The sequence below is a fragment of the Paenibacillus sp. FSL R7-0048 genome (assembly GCF_038004505.1).
Classification (GTDB): domain Bacteria; phylum Bacillota; class Bacilli; order Paenibacillales; family Paenibacillaceae; genus Paenibacillus_AQ; species Paenibacillus_AQ odorifer.
Genome location: NZ_JBBORF010000001.1, coordinates 897,609 through 917,809 on the forward strand (window position 1 = coordinate 897,609; position 20,201 = coordinate 917,809).

The 20,201-nt window shown below is 43.6% G+C and carries 13 protein-coding genes and 1 riboswitch; of the genes, 10 read left to right on the forward strand and 3 right to left on the reverse strand.

What is annotated here, in order from left to right:
* The first annotated feature begins 23 nt into the window (after positions 1-23).
* From arcC to NSQ91_RS03910, 3 genes are all read left to right on the forward strand, one after another.
* On the forward strand, positions 24-974 hold the full coding sequence (gene arcC / locus NSQ91_RS03900) for a carbamate kinase (RefSeq protein WP_076128616.1): 951 nt from the start codon (positions 24-26) through the stop codon (positions 972-974).
* Positions 975-1,166: 192 nt separating this feature from the next.
* Positions 1,167-1,748, forward strand: a complete 582-nt coding sequence (locus NSQ91_RS03905) for a hypothetical protein (RefSeq protein ID WP_076305183.1) — start codon at positions 1,167-1,169, stop codon at positions 1,746-1,748.
* A 21-nt stretch (positions 1,749-1,769) separates the two neighbouring features.
* A complete protein-coding gene (locus NSQ91_RS03910) occupies positions 1,770-2,063 on the forward strand; it encodes a transposase (protein WP_076305184.1) in 294 nt (97 codons plus the stop codon).
* 69 nt (positions 2,064-2,132) lie between these two features.
* On the opposite strand, the gene NSQ91_RS03915 is transcribed toward NSQ91_RS03910, so the two are convergent.
* Positions 2,133-3,854 (reverse strand): cellulase family glycosylhydrolase, encoded by a 1,722-nt coding sequence (locus NSQ91_RS03915; protein ID WP_076185095.1) that lies wholly within the window; start codon positions 3,852-3,854, stop codon positions 2,133-2,135.
* A 341-nt stretch (positions 3,855-4,195) separates the two neighbouring features.
* Positions 4,196-4,396, forward strand: a riboswitch (cobalamin riboswitch).
* Positions 4,397-4,559: 163 nt separating this feature from the next.
* Between NSQ91_RS03915 and NSQ91_RS03920 the strand changes: the two genes are divergently transcribed.
* The 5 genes from NSQ91_RS03920 (at position 4,560) to NSQ91_RS03940 (ending at position 13,543) form a co-directional block, all read left to right on the forward strand.
* A complete protein-coding gene (locus NSQ91_RS03920) occupies positions 4,560-9,239 on the forward strand; it encodes an S-layer homology domain-containing protein (protein ID WP_076305185.1) in 4,680 nt (1,559 codons plus the stop codon).
* Between the two features lie 71 nt (positions 9,240-9,310).
* Complete coding sequence (locus tag NSQ91_RS03925) at positions 9,311-10,300, forward strand: DUF4430 domain-containing protein (protein ID WP_076190128.1); 990 nt, start codon at positions 9,311-9,313, stop codon at positions 10,298-10,300.
* Positions 10,300-11,190: an energy-coupling factor transporter transmembrane component T gene (locus tag NSQ91_RS03930; protein WP_081391938.1), complete on the forward strand. Its 891-nt coding sequence runs from the start codon at positions 10,300-10,302 to the stop codon at positions 11,188-11,190. The genes NSQ91_RS03925 and NSQ91_RS03930 overlap by 1 nt, the downstream gene beginning before the upstream one ends.
* Positions 11,163-12,833, forward strand: coding sequence for an ABC transporter ATP-binding protein (locus NSQ91_RS03935; protein ID WP_076305187.1), 1,671 nt, complete (start codon positions 11,163-11,165; stop codon positions 12,831-12,833). The genes NSQ91_RS03930 and NSQ91_RS03935 overlap by 28 nt, the downstream gene beginning before the upstream one ends.
* Entirely contained in the window at positions 12,815-13,543 is a 729-nt protein-coding gene (locus NSQ91_RS03940; protein WP_036684891.1) for an ECF transporter S component, read from the forward strand. Before NSQ91_RS03935 ends, NSQ91_RS03940 begins: the two co-directional genes overlap by 19 nt.
* Positions 13,544-13,855: 312 nt before the next feature.
* Here the strand turns inward: NSQ91_RS03940 and NSQ91_RS03945 are convergent, their stop codons facing one another.
* The gene (locus tag NSQ91_RS03945) at positions 13,856-15,130 is read right to left on the reverse strand and encodes an MFS transporter (RefSeq protein WP_076305188.1); all 1,275 of its coding nucleotides are present in this window, start codon (positions 15,128-15,130) and stop codon (positions 13,856-13,858) included.
* Positions 15,131-15,199: 69 nt separating this feature from the next.
* Positions 15,200-16,111, reverse strand: coding sequence for an ArsR/SmtB family transcription factor (locus NSQ91_RS03950; RefSeq protein ID WP_076305189.1), 912 nt, complete (start codon positions 16,109-16,111; stop codon positions 15,200-15,202).
* A gap of 318 nt (positions 16,112-16,429) precedes the next feature.
* On the opposite strand from NSQ91_RS03950, the gene NSQ91_RS03955 reads away from it, so the two are divergent.
* A complete protein-coding gene (locus tag NSQ91_RS03955; RefSeq protein WP_340916507.1) occupies positions 16,430-17,782 on the forward strand; it encodes an MATE family efflux transporter in 1,353 nt (450 codons plus the stop codon).
* 19 nt (positions 17,783-17,801) lie between these two features.
* Complete coding sequence (gshAB, locus tag NSQ91_RS03960; RefSeq protein WP_076305190.1) at positions 17,802-20,132, forward strand: bifunctional glutamate--cysteine ligase GshA/glutathione synthetase GshB; 2,331 nt, start codon at positions 17,802-17,804, stop codon at positions 20,130-20,132.
* Positions 20,133-20,201 lie beyond the last annotated feature (69 nt).

Consider the following 20,201-nt stretch of genomic DNA (forward strand, 5'->3'; position numbering starts at 1 on the left):
ACTGATCCGTCAGGAGGAATGGAATGAGTAAATTTATAGTTGTAGCCATTGGCGGTAATTCATTGGTGAAAGACAATGGCCGCGATTCTATAGAGGATCAATCTGAAGCAGTACGTGAAATTGCTGTCAATATCGCTGATCTGGTGCAAGCAGGCAACGATGTGGTGGTTACTCACGGCAACGGTCCACAGGTTGGATTCGAGCTGAGACGAAGCGAGGTGGCTTCGGAAGTCACTGGAATGGATGTTACTCCGCTGGTCAATTGCGTGGCGGGCACGCAAGGGGGCATAGGCTATTTAATTCAGCAGGCCTTAACAAATGAATTCATTCATCGCAGATTAGACAAAAAGGTTGCCACAGTCATTACTCAGGTCGAGGTTAGCAAAAATGATCCGAATTTTCAGTCTCCCTCGAAACCAGTGGGCTCCTTCTTCACGCTTGAGCAAGCAGAGGAGATGAAGCGTGCCAAGCCAGATTGGGTCATCATTGAGGATTCAGGACGAGGTTACCGCCGTGTTGTTCCATCGCCTAAGCCGATTGATATCGTTGAAAAAGACGTCATTAAATCACTCATTGAGACGGGTTATGTGGTAATCGCTGTTGGCGGAGGCGGGATTCCTGTGATCAAAACCGAAAATAATACCTACGAAGGTATCGATGCAGTCATTGACAAAGACTTTGCTACAAGTCTGCTGGCCGAACAGATCGATGCAGAATCTCTTATCATTACAACAGGAGTTCCTCAGGTATGTGTGAATTTCGGTACGCCTGAGCAGAAGGCTCTTGAAGAAGTTACAGCGGCAGAAATGTTGGTATATGCGGAGCAGGGTCATTTTCCTGCTGGCAGTATGCAGCCTAAAATTGAAGCAAGTCTTGGCTTTTTGAAAAAAGAGGGACGCAGAGTTATCATTACCAATCCGGAAAATATGAAAGCTGCGATGAGCCAACAGGCTGGCACACATATTGTAAATTAATAGGATCTAATTTATCTCATCATTTCATGGAGACCGCCACTGATCTAAATCAGGGCGGTTTTTTGACATATTCATGAATTGTTATCTAACTGTTGCTTTCAGATGGCCATATTCTGGTGAATAAAAGGAAGATAAGAGGTAAAACTATGTCCACTATAGAGAAAAAAATACATTAAAATGCGGGGGTAAAAGATGATATCGAATAAAGGAACAACACAACGTTTTACCAGGGCTACAATTCTTTGTTGTATTTGTGCATGTACGGTATTGCTAAGTGGATGCACTAAAGCAGCGGATGAGACTCAAGTGCCTACTCCAACAGCTCAAGTAGAAACCGCAGCACCTTCTGCAGAAGCAACTACACCTGTACCTACGAATAACGCAACAGAACAACCCCTAACATCTGCGTCACCCGGCTCAAATACTGGGAAACTTCCAGAGGGGGTTAGCATTCAGAGAGTTATCAAGGAGGTTTCGTTAAAAGATAACTATCATAAAAAGGTTGAGCTGCTAACTGACGGAGGCAAGCGGGTCACCATCACAGATCCGAATCAAAAGATTGTTTTGCAGCAGATTGAATATGACGGAAGGATCACTGCGGTTAAGGGTAAACAGGTTACTGTTCAAGTGGAGGGCGGTAAAGAGCAAACCTTAACGATTCCTGATCATATAGTCATTGAAGATGAAGACAAGCTCGGATTGAACAATGGCGTTGAAATCGAGTGGACGGTAAATGCAGACGGACAAATCGAAAGTGTGGAACTGGACGATTAAAAAATTACCGAGGTGAGCTGGATGAAATTTCTAATCGTACTTGGTAGTATTCTTGTTCCCATTGTTATGCTGATGTTACAGGGGAAATCGATAAAGTGGCGTATGGTTTTCAATGTTGTTTCGATCTTAAGTACGATTATCTTTGGAAATATTTCCGCCTTGGCGATTTACGAGATATTAAGAGATCGCGCTGTGTTTATGACCTCGATCCATGCGATATTTTTGAATCCAATGTTTCTTATTACCGGAGCCTATCTTGGCGTATATTTAATTTATCGATTGATGATAATTTCGTATGATGAGGTTTATATGTGATAGGTAGAATACAAATAGGGATGTTCCCTGAAGGGACACCCCTATTTGTGTTGTTAACAGGACCGATGCTTAAGAGGACTTTCCTACAACGTTTGTTCCGCTCTTCGTGATCTTGTAGGTGATAATATCCCCATTCCAGAAGTGGAACTTCAGGATAACCTCGCCGTCTTTAACATCTTTAAAGAACGCGGGAAGCAGCTTGATTTCTTTAGTGTTATAAGAAGGTGAGAAGGTATTGCCGAATTCCTTAAATGGAGTCCAGTCCTGCGGACCTGCATTGCCACCAGCGGTATACACAGCTTCCATTGTGGCAAGCTGGTTACCATTAAAGGTGGTCGGAATGGCAAAGGATTCAGTCGTGCCTTTTGCATCGCTTAATTTAGCTGTGTCATACACAATGACCTTAAGTCTCCACGCAACACCCTTGTTGAATTTCAGAGTCAGCACGGCATTTTCACCGTATTTTTGGGAAGCTGTGAGCTTTTTGAGTTGGCTGGCTTTGAGGGTAAGCTCCTCACCATTTAAGGTGTAATCTTTACCTTTGGTCAGATACTTTCCGTTGGCACTAATGGTGGTTAGCTTATTGCCGTTCAGGTTTAGCTTAACCTTGGTATCTTTGATTTGTGCACCTTTTTTTAGGTAGACCAAATCGCTTTCGGTGCTGGAGGAACGCTCCTTCAGACCAGACATTAATACATTGTGGAGTTCAGGATCAGACCACTTATAAGTTTTACGGTTGAAATGCTGCCCGTTATCCCAGAGCATGGAAGTCATTTTCTTTTCTTTCAAATAATAAGTCAGATACTCAAAGAATTTAAGCTTCTCGCCCTGTTCAATCACACCCGTGTCTTTATCGAAACCTAATAAACCAAATTCGCCGACGATGACAGGGATGCCTTTAGCTACAAATGTATTGTAAACGTTATCAAAAGTTTGAGTGATATCGTTTTTTGTATCTTTTTCAAACGTGGTGTAGCCGGCAATGTTCACACTAAAAGGCCAGAAGCCATAGAAGTGAACGGTCGCAATAATATTTGGATCGTTCAGAGCCGTAATCGTCTTATAGAGATGATCCATTCTTGTTTGCGTAGGTGAAGACTCTAATGAAGGTAATACAAGTGGGCGGAGGTCGTTTTTCCCACCGGATTTCCGCACGATTTGATAGAAAGAGTTATTAAGTTCAGTAAGCATTTGCTCCATTTTTGCTTCGTCCGTGCTTCCACCATCGGTGAACCGAGGCTCATTTATGCTCTCGAACATCAGCTTATCGGATTTGTCCTTGAAGCGATCGGCAATTTGAGTCCAGGCTGCATCATAACGCGCCAGCGTTTCATCGTGTTTTTCTTCCATATGGCTTACCCATAGCCAGGAATCATGATGGACATTAATCATGACATAAAGCTTGGCGTCCAGTGCCCAGCCGACAACTTCTTCCACACGGTCGAGGTAGGCCTTTTCTAGGGTATAGTCTGGTGCCGCACCCATGTGAGTATCCCAGGTCACAGGAATCCGAATGCTTTTATAGCCTTGAGCGGCGATCTTTTTAATAAGATCTTGGGTCACACGTGGATTGCCCCAGGAGGTTTCATCCTCACCTGTAGCATCTAAAGTATTGCCAAGGTTCCATCCGGGCTGCATTTCGTCTACATAGGATTGGATCTTACTCTTTGGCGCTGCCTTAGCTTGTTGCTCGTCCTTAGTTGCAGCTGCGGCCATGGATGAGAACAGAGAGAGCAGAAGAGCGGTGACAAGTGTCAATGATAAGAAGGATTTCTGGATTCGCGTAGTCATTGAATTCTCCTTTGTGAGATAAATTTAGGATGCTTGGACCTGGCTTTGACGCTGTACTCGGTGGTTAGATGAATACAAACACCTCCAGTTTTATTTTGTAAACGCTTTCTGAATATACCCTAACATAGAATACACTTAGCGAGTACCTTACTAATTTGTGGTAAATTCATATAAGAATTAGTGATTTAAATTAATTTACCCCACACTTGGATAAAGAAATTATTTGAATAACCCTACTCGTAGAAATTGGTTATTCAATAGGATTATCTCTAGCTGCCCGTTATACAAAAAAGAAATATAACATGACAAAAGCATATATATTAGATATGATGAAGCATGAAAATTTAAAATTAGAAATAGGTGCCAACTATGAATGTTGCGGAAGTACAATCATAGATTGGTTAAATGGAAAGCGGGTGTGAATCCCGCGCGGTCCCGCCGCTGTGAAAGAGGAGTCCTTGCAAAATGCCACTGGGAAACTGGGAAGGCAGCAAGGGTGATGATACTTGAGCCAGAATATCTGCCTTTTTCTGTTACACCATCAAACTCTACGATCGATAGAGAGGTGCTTGAATAGTGTTTGCCAGCTATTACTGTGGTTCACTATCTTAACCTCTTGACGTTTATGTTGAGTGGTTTTTTTGTGGTTATGAGAAAGTTTATTCTGTTTTTTATCATAGGTATGAAGGGAAGGGTTATGGAAAAATGAAGAAAAATAAGTTTTTAGCGTGGTTACTTATTGTAGCTGTATTTATTACGACATTCTCTACAAGTGTAATCCCGGCTCAAGCAGATGGAGCAAGCTCTACCCTTAAAGGGTATGTATCTGTATCCGTAGAGAAATTCACCTTAGGCCAAGGGTATATTAAGGAACCTATTAAAGTTCCGATTTATGAAGGCGATAATGGCGCATCTTTAATAACACGTGCGCTAGGTGATGGGAATTATAGATATTTAGGAAATATAGATAGTGGTTTTTATTTATCAGAAGTTAAAGATAGTGGCAGAAGCGAAGTCAATATTCCACAATATATTTTAGATATGATTTCAGCCGATGGGAATACAGTCAGCACTAAAGCAGACCCCGAGTGGTTAAGTCAGTTTGACTACACCTCCATGTCGGGTTGGATGTATGCAGTAAATAATGTGTTTCCTCCGTTTGGGATGACCGATTATAAGCCTCAAGACGGTGACATCATTCGAACTCAGTTCACCACTTATGGCTATGGTTCTGATCTTGGCGGCTGGGGGGAAATCCCAGTTCAACTTGCCAATAAGGATGCTTTAACTGCGGAAATCGCCGAGATTAACAGTGCCCCTAATAAAGAAACTATTTTGGACAGACCAGTAGTGCAATCGGCAGTTTATGAAGCCTATTCCGTGCTCGAAAACATGGCAAGCTCTCAAATAAGTGTAGATCATGCGCTTGTCGGTCTTAATAATGCATTAGACATAGAACCCCCTGTTATTACAGTAAGTGGCATACAAGATAAACAGGAAGTATCCAATAAAGAAATAAGCTTCAAAGTAGCTGTCACAGACAATGTATATAGTGACATTACTCCAGAAGTGAAGCTGAATGGAGTTACTTTATCACCTGCAAATGGGGAGTATAAAGCTACTCTGAATTCAGGCAGTAATGCAATTACTGTAACGGCTCTTGACGGAGCTGGAAACAAAACAAATGTAACTTATCAGGTTACTTACAAACTGGAAACTTCAGTTGCCGTCAAACAACAGTTAGATAAAAACCTTGCTTATATTTTAAATACTGTAAAGAATCCAACGTTTGGAACAGGCAGCGGAGAATGGTCGATCCTTTCTCTGGCCCGGGCGAACTATACAGTACCTAACGGTTATTACGATCTTTATTACAACAATGTAGCAACGAAAATAGCATCAATCATTAAAGAGGATGGAAAACTCGACGCCAATAAAAGCACAGAGAATTCCAGAGCAATATTAGGACTTACCTCTATCGGAAAAGATATCACAAATGTTGCGGGATATGATCTGAGAAAAGCACTCGCTGATTATCAATATATCCAAAAGCAAGGCAATAATGGTCCGATTTTTGCTCTGATTGCGCTAGATAGCCATAACTATGAGATTCCTGTAGTTGATGGAGTTACAGAACAGACCACAAGAGAAAAACTAGTTCAGTACATTTTAGATAAAGAGGTTAAAAAAGGTACAGCAGAAGCTGGTGGCTGGGAATTAGGCGTAACCAAAGCCGATGTCGATATGACTGCGATGGCGATGCAAGCTCTTGCACCTTATTATGCATCCCGTGATGATGTAAAAGCTGCCGTGGATCGGGCCATCCAATGGCTGTCCGATAACCAAAACAATCAAGGCGGATTTACAAGCTGGGGAAGCACTAGCAGCGAGAGTATCTCGCAGGTAATTGTAGCCTTAACTGGTGTAGGCGTAGATCCGCACACTGACGCTAGATTTGTTAAAAGTGGAAATTCGCTTATTGATGCATTACTTAGCTTTGCTGCACCTGAGGGTGGATTTAAGCATATCCTCACAGACAAAGTGGACAATATGGCGACGGACCAAGGTACGTATGCTCTTGTGTCCTATGATCGTCTGATCAATCATAGCAACCGTCTCTTTGATATGAATGATGTGCAACTGGAACAACCAGAAGAACCGGGGCCTGGGCAACCAGAGGGTCCGAAAGAACTTCCGTTACCTTCTGGGGAGAACCCGAAAGTTGAAATCCCAAATGACGCTAATGATTATATCGTTCCGATCAGCGCTGGAGATAGCAACAAAGAAATCACAGTAGCTATTTCAGAAGAAAATCAATCAAAGGTTAGTGTCAATTTACCAAGTAACAGCGACCTTCCTCAGATAGAGGCCATAAAAGGTAACGTATCTGTAGTCATTCCTAAGGGTGCAAAAGTTACGAGTGGGGATGCCTCAACGATTGAACTGATTTCAGCTTTAACCGGTGCAGAATCTGCACTAAAAGATAGTGTGAATCAGATTATTCCTGGGGACAAGAAGCTTGATAACATTCTTCAAGCATTTTCCATGGGTGGTAGTGCAAGAGTAGAATTTAGTCAATTTATTACGTTAACCTTTAAGGACCTTAAAGGAAAAGAAGCTGCTTATATTCAAAATGGCACCCCTCATGCCATTCAAAAATTTGCAAGTGATGACTTAGGTTTTGCAAGCGGTAAGTCTGAGTATGCCTATGATAGTGGAAATGACTTAATTGTAAAAACCAATCACTTCACTGACTACATTGCGTATGCTTCCAGTGCAGTACAAACACCTGGCGGCGACGGTGGTAACGGTAATGGTAGCGGAAATGGTGAAGGAAATGGCGGCAACAATGGTGGCAACAATGGTGGCGGAACCACTCCATCGAAACCATATGTAATCCTGTCCGTGGATAAGCTTACGATTAATAAGGGATATGTTGTTCCATCTGTACAGGTAGAGCTACAATCTGGTGACACAGTGTGGTCTGTACTAAAAAGAGTGCTGGATAGCCGCGGTATCGACTATAGAGATTCCTGGAACAGTGACTTTGGAAGTGTATATGTTGAATCCATAGCTGGTGATGGGGAATTTGACCATGGCAGCGGCAGTGGATGGATGTATAATGTGAATGGGAAATATCCTAATTATGGAGCATCTTCATATGACCTAAGTTCCGGGGACAGAATTCAGTGGCGTTATACTACGAATTTGGGTGTGGATCTAAATGCACCGATACCAACTACAAGCCCTACTCCAACCCCAACGCCTAAGCCTGGTGCTACTCCTGCTCCTGGTGGGGGAGCTAATCCGGAAGCCGGCGTTGATCCAAATGTGAGTCCATCTCCAACAGTGACTCCTAAGGATCCTACCCAGAACACGAATGATATTAAACAACTGTATACAGATGCTGATAAGATCTCTTCCTGGGCCTATTCAGCGATTGAAACAGCTACAGTAAAAGGATATATCCAAGGTAATAATGGCCAGGTGAATCCGAAAGCTTATATCACAAGAGCGGAGTTCACTAAGATTCTCGTTTCTGCATTAGAACTTGATATTAAGAGTGATAAAGGCATTACCTATAAGGATGTCGCTCTAGGTGATTGGTTCTATCCATATGTGAATGCTGCGCATAAGGCAGGTCTAATCACAGGCTTTAATAATGAATTTAAGCCAAATGACAAGATTACTCGTGAGCAGATGGCAGCAATTATCGTCAGAGCATTGGCCATCCCGGCGACGAAGCCAGGAACAGCGATTAAAGATATCAACACCGTATCGGCATGGGCCAAAGCAGATGTAGAGACCGTTGTTGCGACTGGTTTGATGTTAGGTGATGATAATCAATTTAAACCTAAAGAGCTTGTAACTAGAGAAATGGCGGCTGTTGTAGCTACTAGAACCCATGATTATAAGAGTGGGAACAAAGTGGTTAGTCCGACTATTCAGAATAAAGCAGTTAGTTCTTATATTCAGAACACAGCTACCTTTTTGCAAAAAACAGTAACAAACCCGGTTATCTCCTCGGTTGGCGGGGACTGGACAGTGTTCGGGCTGGCTCGTTCAGGCGTGAAGGTTCCAGATAGTTATTACACTAAGTACTACGCGAATGTAGAAGCAACTCTTAAAGAAAAAGCTGGGAAGCTGCATAGCGTAAAATATACGGAATATGATAGAGTTATTTTGGCATTAACTTCAATCAACAAAAATATTGATAAAGTGGCGGGTTATAACCTACTGGAACCGCTCGCGGATTTTGATACTGTAATTAAGCAAGGTATTAACGGACCTGTGTTTGCTCTCATTGCACTGGACAGTAATCATTACGACATTCCAGTGGTTAAGGATGTAAAGACGCAGACGACTAGAGAGAGGCTCATTGATTATATTTTGGGCAGAGAGATCAGCGGTGGTGGATGGGCACTAGGCAGTAATGCTACAGCGGCTGATCCAGATATCACGGGGATGGTCATTCAAGGCTTAACGCCTTATTACAAAACCAACGCCAAAGTAACAGCTGCTGTGGACCGGGGGATTGCTTGGTTATCCAAAACACAGACAGCAGACGGTGGTTTTGCAAGCTGGGAATCTACAAATTCCGAAAGCATCGCTCAGGTGATTGTAGCTTTAACTGGCCTTGGTATTGACCCGCATAAGGATTCCAGATTTATTAAAAATGGACATTCCGCAGTAGACGCATTGCTTAGTTTTGCTGCACCTGAAGGTGGTTTTTATCACGTGAAGCAGGGTGGAGTAGGCAATGGAGGCGCGCAACCAGGAGAAGTAGATCTTATGGCTACGGATCAGGCGATGTATGCACTGGTTTCCTATGATCGGCTCGTTAATGGCCAGACCCGTCTTTATGATATGACAGACGTCAAATAGAATTATATTTAGAGAGATAAGCAAGGGTAGCGTGTATACCCTTGCTTATTATTTAAGGTGGGACTAGAGAAATGAACAAGAAGAAATGGTTAACCGCGATACTAATCATAGGTGTATTGGCTATCGCCTTCTTTTGGGGCGGGGATTACCAGAAGAGCCCAAACAAGGTCGCAAATAGTAGCGTTGAGACACAGGTTATAGAGCCAGAGAACACTGCTTCCGCAACAAATGATGATGTTGAACCCACTGAGGCCATCGCTACCGAGACAACAGAGATAACACCGTCAGCTACGCCAAGTGAAACAGCTAAGCCCATTGAAACCCTAAAACCAAATGAATCGGCAACACCAACGGAAGCTGTAACACCAACAGGAACTGCAGCACCAACAGAAGTTGTAACACCGGTCGCAACAACAAAACCTGCTGCAACGAAGCAACCGACCGCAACGCCGAAAGCGGCTAAAACGTCCGTGCCGGAAACGAAAGCGACGGCAAAACCCGTAACAAAACCTGATTCAAAAGTAGCGACAACAGAAACCAAGCAGGAACCGAAAAAGGATAAATTTCTTACCGATCCAGTGCCAAGCGGGAAACCTAAACCAGTGGAATGGCAAGATGCAACGGTAGATAAGAAGAAGCAATTAACGGCTACCTTGTCCGTCTCAGCAGCAACAATTTTAGATAACATGGATATTTTTAATCAGGATAAGCTTGAAGTATTGCCGGCAGATGGTATCATTTATAAAGCGCAGAAGGTAACCTTTTATGAAGGTGAGTCTGTGTTTGATGTTTTACTAAGAGAAATGAAAAAGAATAAAATCCATATGGAATTTAGCATGACGCCGATCTATAACAGTAATTATATTGAAGGCATAAATAATCTGTATGAATTCGATGCTGGAGAGCTCAGTGGATGGATGTACAAAGTAAATGGCTGGTTCCCTAACTACGGCAGTAGCCGTTATGTTCTCAAAGATGGAGATGTCATTGATTGGGTATACACTTGTGATCTAGGTCGAGATGTGGGTGGTTATGTAGCCACAGGAGGAGCTCAGAAATAATGAAGGATAGCTTTTCTACCTTTCATCCGTTTGTGAATTTTCTATATTTTGTTGTTGTATTGCTGTTTAGCATGGTGTTCATGCATCCTATATTTCAAGTGATTGCCCTTATTAGTGCTGTAGCCTACTCAATTATGTTAAAAGGAAAAAAGGGCATCCGATTTAATCTGCTTTACATGATTCCTTTTCTGCTGTTTATGGCAGTGATGAATCCTGTTTTTAATCACCAAGGGGTAACGATCTTGTTCTATTTAAACAACGGGAACCCTATTACGAAGGAATCGATTCTTTATGGCGTGGCAGCGGCGTGTATGTTTGTGACGGTAATTATTTGGTTCTCCTGTTATAACGTCGTGATGACCTCGGATAAGTTTATTTATATATTCGGAAAAATACTGCCGGCACTGTCGTTGATTTTTTCGATGGTGCTTCGTTTTGTTCCTAGATATTTAGCGCAAATCAAGGTGATTTCGAATGCTCAAAAATGTATAGGCCGGGATGTCTCACAGGGAAATCTCCTCGCGCGTGCGCGGAATGGCATTACGATCCTCTCCATTATGACCACCTGGGCTTTGGAAAATGCGATTGAGACAGCAGATTCCATGAGATCGAGAGGGTATGGATTGCCGGGCCGTACAAGCTTTTCTATCTTTCGGTTAGATGCCCGAGACAAAGTAGCCCTCTTGATCATGACAGGCTTAATTGCGCTGGTAGCCGTAGGGGCAGTGATGGGTGAGAACACCATGAGATTCCATCCGTCGATTAAAGCGAGCGCAATTACGTCCTTTAGTATTCTTATATATATCGCTTATTTTGCGTTATGTATGATCCCAGTGCTCATCAATATGGTGGAGGCAATGAAATGGAAATCTATCGAATCGAAGAATTAAGCTTTACTTTTCCTGAACAAGAGCAAGCGGCTCTTTCGAATATTAATCTTACGATTGAAAGTGGAGACTTCATTACTATTTGTGGAAAGTCAGGCTGTGGCAAAAGCACTCTGCTTAGACAACTGAAAACAATTCTAACCCCACATGGCAATCGCCAAGGGGCAATTTATTATAAGGGTCAACCTGTAGAGGAGATTGATCAAAGAACGCAGGCAGCGGAAATTGGTTATGTACTCCAAAGTCCGGACAATCAAATAGTGACAGATAAAGTATGGCATGAGCTTGCCTTTGGGCTGGAGAGTTTGGGGTATGATCATTCTACTATTCGTCTGCGTGTGGCGGAAATGGCCAGTTTTTTTGGGATCCAGACCTGGTTTCATAAAAGTGTGACTGAGTTATCAGGCGGCCAGAAGCAGCTGCTTAACTTAGCCTCCATAATGGCTATGCATCCCTCGGTTCTAATCCTCGATGAGCCTACCTCCCAGCTAGATCCTATTGCGGCTTCCGATTTTCTGGAGACGGTCAAAAAAATAAATCGTGAGCTGGGAACAACCGTGATCATGACCGAGCATCGTCTAGAGGATGTTCTTCCGCTTACAGATCGGTTGATTGTGCTGAATGAGGGAGTTGTGATCGCCGATGATACCCCGCAAAAGGTGGGCGAGGCTTTAAGTAAGCTGAACCATCCGATGTTTCTGTCCATGCCCTCACCGATGCAGATTGTTGCAGGAGTAGATCATGACTTAGCGTGGCCTGTGACTGTGAAGGAAGGGCGCCAATGGTTGGATGCTTTTCTAAAGGGTAAGACTCCTGCAACGATGGCAGAAACTCAGCCTAGCACGAAAGAGGCCGGCCCTGTAGTCATAAAGTTTAAGGACGTATGGTTTAAATATGATAAAAATGGACCGGATATCATTAAAGATTTGTCGTTTGAAGTGAAGCAAGGGCAATTTTATTGTATTGTTGGCGGGAATGGAACAGGGAAGACATCGACGCTGTCGCTGATGAGCGGGATCCTTCAGCCATACAGAGGGAAGGTTCTTATCGGCGGGAGCAACCCTGCGAAGATGAATGCCAAAGCGTTGTTTACTAACAATCTGGGCATCCTCCCGCAAAATCCGCAAACCTTATTTGTGAAAAAAACAGTCGAGCTAGATTTATATGAAATGTTATCCCAGCTCTCTTTGACGAAGGAAGAAAAAACCGCCAGAGTTGAAGCTGTGGTAAAGTTCGCAGAACTGGAACATCTCCTCTCCATGCATCCGTATGATCTCAGCGGGGGAGAACAACAGCGTGCAGCGTTGGCGAAGGTGCTTTTGTTAGAACCGAAGATTCTGCTGTTGGATGAACCGACCAAAGGACTGGATGGACCCTTCAAAGAGAAGCTAGCCGTATTCCTGCAAAAGCTCAATGCCGAAGGCGTTACTATTGTAATGGTCTCGCATGATGTTGAATTTTGTGCCAAATACGCTGAGGTCTGCGCCATGTTTTTTGATGGAAGTATCATCACTACGAATGAAGCACAGAAGTTTTTTGCGGGAAACAGCTTCTATACAACGGCCGCCAACCGTATGGCGCGTCATGTATGGAATGAGGGAGTAACGATAGAGGGTGTGATTGATTTATGTCAAAGAAGCAGATAACGGATCGTCGTTTGAGTCGTCGAACTTTATTAGCGGCACTACTAATCCTCATAGTCATTCCAGCTACGATTTTATTAGGCATCTTTGTGCTAAATGATCGGAAGTATTATTTTATCAGTCTATTAATTGTTATCTATACGATGATTCCTTTTGCGATGGTATTCGAGAACCGGAAGCCGCAGGCGAGGGAGCTGATCGTTATAGCGGTGTTAGCAGCCATTGCCGTGGCGGGACGCGCAGCCTTTTTTATGTTGCCGCAGTTTAAGCCAGTGGTTGCTATTGTCATCATCGCAGGGGTAAGCTTGGGTGCGGAGGCAGGGTTTCTGGTTGGCGCTGTTGCAGGCTTTGTCTCGAATTTCTTCTTTGGGCAGGGGCCTTGGACGCCTTGGCAAATGTTTTGTTTTGGCATCATTGGCTTCCTGGCGGGCATTTTCTTCAAGAAGGGTCTGCTTAAAAAGAATAAGCTGTCGCTGTGTATATTCGGAGGCTTAGCGACGTTTTTCGTATACGGAGGCATTATCAATATAGGCTCGCTGATGATGTTCACTTCAGAGTTCTCATGGCCGGCTTTAATGACCACTTATATTTCAGGTTTTTGGTTTGATATGGTGCATGCGATCTCGACGGTGGTGTTTTTGTTTTTTATTGCTAATCCTATGATTGAGAAGTTGGATCGGATAAAAACGAAATATGGGTTGATTGAGCCTTAGGTTCTTGGTATTAGCTTTTGGAGGTTTGTGCGCTTTTTACGCTGGCGGACGCTCCGCTTTTCCACAATCAGTCCGTTCTCTCCGTTGCTATCAGCGCGAATTCCAAAACACCAACACACAAACACAAACTAAAGGCTCAACGCCTCCCGCTTCGGTTTTTACCGGAAGGGGGAGGGGAACTAGTGGCTACGAATCAAGCCACTGTGACAAACCACTGAAAAGAGAATATACCTAGTAGCGATGCTCTTAGGTGAAGACTTATAAAAACAGGCGATGTTCCGGTATCCGGTATCGCCTGTTTTTTTGATTCACTTAACGTTCAGCAACAACTTTGTGCGGGGGAACCCCGGCATCGGGCTGCCTATGAGTGGCTTCAAGTGTGGAGAGGTCACCGTCCAGTGTTTTGAGTCCGGGGAGCAGCAAGGCTGCGCTGGCGCAGAGCATTGGAAGCAAGCCGGCGATGACAAAAAGCGCAGGCACACCATAGAGTTCAGCAATCGCGGCGCCGGCAAAAGCACCAAAAGGCTGTAAACCGCCACCGATTAAAAAACGGATGGAGTTGACTCTTCCTTGCAGATTGCCCGGAACCAGACGTCCATGGAGTGAAGAGCTTAAGGAGCCGAAGAAGGGGCCTATCGTTCCGGTGGCGAATACGGCGGCGAGAGCAAAAGAAAAACTAGGAAATAACCCCCATAATGTTGTAACTAAACCGATGGTCCCCAGACTTCCGAGCATGACAAACCGCCTCTTTTTAATTTCCCCTATCATGGAAATGACGCTTAGCCCGACTAAGGTTCCAAGTGCGAAAACTGTACTAAGTGTGCCCATCGTCGCCGCATCACGGTGGAGCACTTCGCGTACAAAAGGAACCATCATGGTCCAGACGGCAATAGAGCTTAGATTACTAATAGAGGCCATCATCATTATCGTAAGCATGGCGGGGAATTGTTTATAGAAGGTAAAGCCCTCAGCTATTTCGCGAACGTAGATGGCAATGGAGAAACGGCCTGGAGCTGGAGAGGGCTTGGGTAGCTTCTGCAGGCACAGCAAGGTAGTGATGGCCGCAATGTAACATAACATGTTGATGCTAAGGGCTGGCAGCGCGCCACTGGCAGCGGTCAACGCTCCAGCCAGGGCGGGGCCCAGCAAGACTGCTGCACTTTTACTGCCATCGATGATAGCAAAAGCCCGCACCAGCTTCCGGCTATCGGCAACGCCGGGAATAACAGCCATGGCTGTTGGCATGAACAGGGCGGCGCAGGCCCCGCTGAGACCAGCGGCGACAAACAGATGCCACAGCTGCAGTTGGCCAGCCAGACCCATGCCAAGTGGCAATGCTATAGCCAGCAGGCGAATGGCTGCCAAGCAGGCCATAAAGCGTACCCGGTGGAGTCGGTCGGACAGCGGCGAGCCCAGCAAGCGCAGCAGCAGCTCAGGTATGCCGGAGCTGAGTGCGAGTGCTCCCATCGCTAGTTTGGAACCCGTCAGCTCATAGACGAGCCATTCCATAGCCAACAAGCCAAAAGCATCCCCAAAAGCACTTAAAGTTATGGTTGAGAGTAAACCATAATAGCTGCGTTTTATCATAGCCTGTTCGCTCCTTTCTTATATTTCTCGCATATACGCTTACCGTCCTTATAAGGACGCTTAAGGCGTTTATGCTTGACTCTCTAGATATGACCCAATCTGTTGCGGTAGCCCATTTAAGGCTTCCAATCGCAGGCTATACGATGTGCTTTTAACGTTGGTATGGACAATGACCAGCCCTGCTGCGCGCAGCGCGATCAGATGGTAGTGGATTGTACTTTTAGAAAGTCCGACTTCCCGCACGATTTCCGTGAAATTCAACTGCTTGCCTGTAAGCAAACGAAGGATATACAGCCGCGTCTCATCCGAGAGTGCCCGGGTAAGGCGAAGTAGTGCTGGAGCAGGCCGGCCAGCTTCCGGAGGGAGAACATCACAAGAGTAGCTAGTGAACACGAATTCATCAAACATAGAGGTGGTGACCAGTGGGCGGGCATGATATTGCGGAATGATAATGACCTGCTTCAGACGTTCGGTTGGATAGAGGCGCATTCCGTCGGTTGCTGCTTCAAATACTTCCATATCATTGTTCCCATTCAGTGTCGTTCGTCTTGACTCGGCTTCCTGTTCAAGCCCTTTGAGGATATTAGGTTCGATTCCATTGAAGTAACCCGCGTTCCATTCGCGCAGGATGTCAGAGGCAGTGTCCCTTAGCTCGGAAAGATTAGAGGGGACCGATTGGCCGAAACGTCCAGATATTTCATACAGTTCACCCGAAGTTAACCCATCAAACCAATCCAGAAAGCTGCTAACCGAACGTTCTACTGGACAGCACCAAATGTAGGGAGCCAAACTGAAATCATCAAGTTTCTTAACGACCTCTTGCATTTTACGAAGCAACATCGGGGCAAATCTTGCTTGGACTTCACGTACCCAGAGCTTACCGGAATCCATAGCAGTATGGTTCTGCTTGCTTAGAAAAGCAGTCATACTGTTCACACATTCATACATGGGGGCAAAATCGACTTCTACTTTATATTCCATGAGCTTCTCCATCCTTTGAGTAAGTTACTGAAACATTTATTAGTTCTATAATTATAGAACTTATTATTGGTTTTATTGTAAACGAACTATATTCCATTTTCAATAGCTTTTCGACTGAAAACAAAAGAAATTTTAATTACGAAAAAAAGACAGTTTCGTTGGGCACATTTTGTGCATTAGGAACTGTCTTTTGATGTCTACACAATTTATATAATTTTTAGGAGTTCTGAGTAGATTGCTCAAATATAATCAATTGATTATATAAGTGTTTGGTTATATAATCAATCTGAAACTCAGATGAAGAAGGTGTTTTTAGATTTGAAGGAATTGCAGGGCATGAATGATTTGACTCAAGGTCCTATTATGCCTACCTTAATGAAATTAACGCTTCCCATTATTGCGACGAATTTCATCTCCACAACCTATGGCCTCGTCGATATGATTTGGGTTGGAAGATTGGGAAGTGGTCCTGTTGCCGCGATTGGCACGGCGAGTTTTTTCATTAATCTAGCGATTGCATTGTCGACTATGATTACGATCGGTACAGGGATTAAGGTTGCGTTTTGTATGGGATCTGGCCAGATAGAGAAGGCTAAATCATATATTAAGAACGGGTTTATGATGTCTATTTTATTAGGACTTCTCTATATGAGCTTAGTTCTGTTGACCAACAATCAGTTGATTGGTTTTTTTGATCTTGGAAGTGATGAAGTTGAACGGATGGCACGACAATTTTTAGTGATTTCGATCTTCGGGACGGTATTTTCCATCGTAAATACTTTGTTTGCCACACTCTTAAACTCGATGGGAAATAGTAAACAACCGTTTCAGATCTACTCCGTTGGTCTTATGGTTAATATCGTCCTTGATCCATTTTTAATTTTTGGCTGGGGCAGTTTTGAAGGTTGGGGAGTAGCGGGGGCAGCCACGGCAACATTGACAGCGAACATCTTAGTTACGGCTCTTTTTATCATAAAGACAAGAAAGTCAGAAATCATTTCGAACACATCAGCATGGGACAGTCGTCAAATGAAAGAAGTAATTCGTATGGGACTTCCGATCACAATCCAACGGGTCACCTTTACGCTCATATCGATCGTCATTGCTAAGATCATAGTACGTTTTGGGGCGGATGCGATTGCGGTGCAAAAAGTAGGGATTCAAATTGAATCTATTTCTTATATGACTATTGGAGGACTACAGGGAGCTATTGCTGCCTTTTTTGGACAAAATTATGGAGCACGCCGATTGGACCGTATAGGGCAGGGATATCGTAAGGCTTTGATCTTAACCTCCATCTTTGGCGTGATCATATCGCTTATATTTATTGCGTTCCCGCAGCAGCTATTTTCCTTGTTTTTATCAGATCAGACAAGCCTGGAATTAGGCACTGATTATATGCGCATCATTGGCTACTCTCAATTATTTATGTGTATGGAATTAATGACAGTAGGTGCGTTTAACGGCATTGGCCAAACTCATATCCCGCCGATCTTCAGTATTACATTTACTGCACTGCGAATTCCACTAGCCTTGATTTTATCCGAACCTTTTGGCCTGAATGGGGTGTGGATGTCGATTGCTCTAAGCAGTGTGTTTAAAGGGGTTATTCTTGTGTTCTGGTTTAGAAGATCTTTATTCAAAATGAACAAACAGCAGATAAACTACTAAGCAAAGGATGATCGTTGAAATGGCTTTATTAAATCGTAAACTCATACAGCTTCTGAGGGATAACCATTTGAATAAGGAGCTTTTTCACGGCGAATTTGGACTGGAAAAAGAAAATGTCAGAGTGGATCCAGAGGGAAGGCTTGCGCTGACACCACATCCTAAAGCTTTTGGCAACAAAATGGAGAACCCGTATATTCAAACCGATTTCTCAGAGAGTCAAATTGAAATGGTCACCCCCTCTTTTGATTCTATTGATGAGACTTATAACTTTCTGGAGGCGCTGCAGGATATTGTGTCGCTTGAGCTCAAGGAAGAATATCTGTGGCCAAGTAGTAATCCTCCGAGGCTACCGAATGATCAGGACATCCCCATTGCCAAGATGGGTAATCCGATTGAGGATGAATACAGACATCAGCTAGCAGACAAATACGGTCGCAAAAGACAATTGCTGAGCGGAATCCATTACAATTTCTCTTTTGATGAACAATTTCTGAGACAGCTTCATGACATAGCAGATCCACAGGTGAGCTTTAAAGAATTCAAAGACGCTACCTACTTAAAAATAGCCCGTAACCTATTGCGGTACCGTTGGCTTCTTATCTATTTAACAGGCGCCAGCCCTATTTTTGATAAGACTTATATGGAACAATGTGTTGCTCGCGGGGAATCAGATGACGACAAAAGCTTTTATTATCAGAATATGAATTCACTGCGGAATAGCGAATGTGGGTATCGAAATGAAAAACCTCTTTATGTATCTTTTGCTTCGTTAAAGGATTATGTTCATGATTTACAAGCTTTGATCGAATCGGAAGAATTATTAAGTGTAAAAGAGTTTTATAGTCCGGTTAGAGTGAAGACAGCAAGAGGCAAACACCCTTTAGAGGAACTGATGCAAGATGGGATAGCTTATTTGGAGCTTCGGTTTATTGATCTGAATCCACTCTACAAAATAGGAATCGGCAAAGAAACGATGATTTTCATTCATCTTTTTATCCTGTATATGCTGCTGAAGGAGGACGAACCGTTCGGAGTAGAGGATCAGAAGATGGCGAATCTTAATCATGATCAACTAATCATGGAAGGAATAAAGGGATGTTTGCATGATTACGGGGATTCATGTACAACGATGGAGCAGCAGGCATTAACTTGTATTCATGAGATGCAGGATATGATCCAACTGTTGAACCCGGAGAATGAAGTGTTTTTGAACGTATTGCATGGAGCTAAGAATAAAATTGTAGAGCCAGACCGGAGTTTTGCAGCTATTGTGAAGTCGGAAGTTCAACAATCCTCTTTTGTACAATACCATCTGAATAAAGCTAAACAATATGCTAAGGAAAGTCTTGCGAATGGATACCGTTTTGTGGGATATGAGGATCTGGAGCTATCTACACAGCTTCTTTTGAAGGCAGCGGTTAAACGTGGCATTAAGTTTCAATTGATCGATCGGGAAGAGAACTTTGTAGTTCTTACGCAAGGTGATCATAAAGAATATATTAAGCAAGCTACGAAGACCTCCCTTGATTCTTATAGTACGGTATTAATCATGGAGAATAAGATCGTTACGAAAGAAGTTCTTAAACAGCAAGGCATTCGTGTTCCCGCAGGAGAAGCTTTTCGAAATCTGGAAGAGGCAATGAATGCGCATGGCACTTACCGTAACAAGGCTATTGTGATTAAGCCCAAATCAACCAATTTTGGACTCGGCATTACTATTTTTACAGACGACTTCTCTAAAGAAGATTATCAAAAAGCCTTCGAAATCGCCTTCGAGTTTGATCGAACAGTGCTACTAGAGGAATTCATGACGGGTAAAGAATATCGTTTTCTTGTCATGGGTGATGAAGTAGTCGGAGTATTGCACCGGGTTCCTGCAAATGTGATTGGAGATGGTGTACATACGATTGAACAACTAGTGCACGAGAAAAATAAGGATCCGTTAAGAGGCCGTGGGTACAAGACACCACTTGAGAAAATTCAGATCGGTGAAGCAGAAGCGATGTTCTTGAACAACCACGCTCAGGCTTGGAGTGATATTCCTCCATTAAACGAAGTCATCTATCTTCGGGAGAACTCTAATATTAGCACGGGTGGTGACAGCCTGGATTTTACGGATGAGATCCCAGATAGTTATAAGGCTCTGGCGATTCAAGCGGCTAAAGCTGCGGGCGCCACTTTTTGTGGAGTGGATATGATGATTGATGACATCAAGGAAGAAGCCAATGATACGAACTATAGCGTTATTGAGATTAACTTTAATCCAGCGATTCATATTCATTGTTATCCTTATAAAGGGAAGAACCGAAAGGCGGATGAACGGATTCTGAATCTATTATTTGGGGAATAAACAGAAGCTCAACCAGTACCTTTGGTTGAGCTTCTGTTTTTAAAGGGGCAATTCGCTCCCTCACCCACT

What these genes read in the sequence shown, in the direction of transcription:
- arcC (WP_076128616.1), top strand. Translation starts at nt 24, where the DNA reads ATGAGTAAATTTATAGTTGTAGCCATTGGCGGTAATTCATTGGTGAAA.
- NSQ91_RS03905 (WP_076305183.1), top strand. Translation starts at nt 1,167, where the DNA reads ATGATATCGAATAAAGGAACAACACAACGTTTTACCAGGGCTACAATT.
- NSQ91_RS03910 (WP_076305184.1), top strand. Translation starts at nt 1,770, where the DNA reads ATGAAATTTCTAATCGTACTTGGTAGTATTCTTGTTCCCATTGTTATG.
- NSQ91_RS03915 (WP_076185095.1), bottom strand. Translation starts at nt 3,854, where the DNA reads ATGACTACGCGAATCCAGAAATCCTTCTTATCATTGACACTTGTCACC.
- NSQ91_RS03920 (WP_076305185.1), top strand. Translation starts at nt 4,560, where the DNA reads ATGAAGAAAAATAAGTTTTTAGCGTGGTTACTTATTGTAGCTGTATTT.
- NSQ91_RS03925 (WP_076190128.1), top strand. Translation starts at nt 9,311, where the DNA reads ATGAACAAGAAGAAATGGTTAACCGCGATACTAATCATAGGTGTATTG.
- NSQ91_RS03930 (WP_081391938.1), top strand. Translation starts at nt 10,300, where the DNA reads ATGAAGGATAGCTTTTCTACCTTTCATCCGTTTGTGAATTTTCTATAT.
- NSQ91_RS03935 (WP_076305187.1), top strand. Translation starts at nt 11,163, where the DNA reads ATGGAAATCTATCGAATCGAAGAATTAAGCTTTACTTTTCCTGAACAA.
- NSQ91_RS03940 (WP_036684891.1), top strand. Translation starts at nt 12,815, where the DNA reads ATGTCAAAGAAGCAGATAACGGATCGTCGTTTGAGTCGTCGAACTTTA.
- NSQ91_RS03945 (WP_076305188.1), bottom strand. Translation starts at nt 15,130, where the DNA reads ATGATAAAACGCAGCTATTATGGTTTACTCTCAACCATAACTTTAAGT.
- NSQ91_RS03950 (WP_076305189.1), bottom strand. Translation starts at nt 16,111, where the DNA reads ATGGAATATAAAGTAGAAGTCGATTTTGCCCCCATGTATGAATGTGTG.
- gshAB (WP_076305190.1), top strand. Translation starts at nt 17,802, where the DNA reads ATGGCTTTATTAAATCGTAAACTCATACAGCTTCTGAGGGATAACCAT.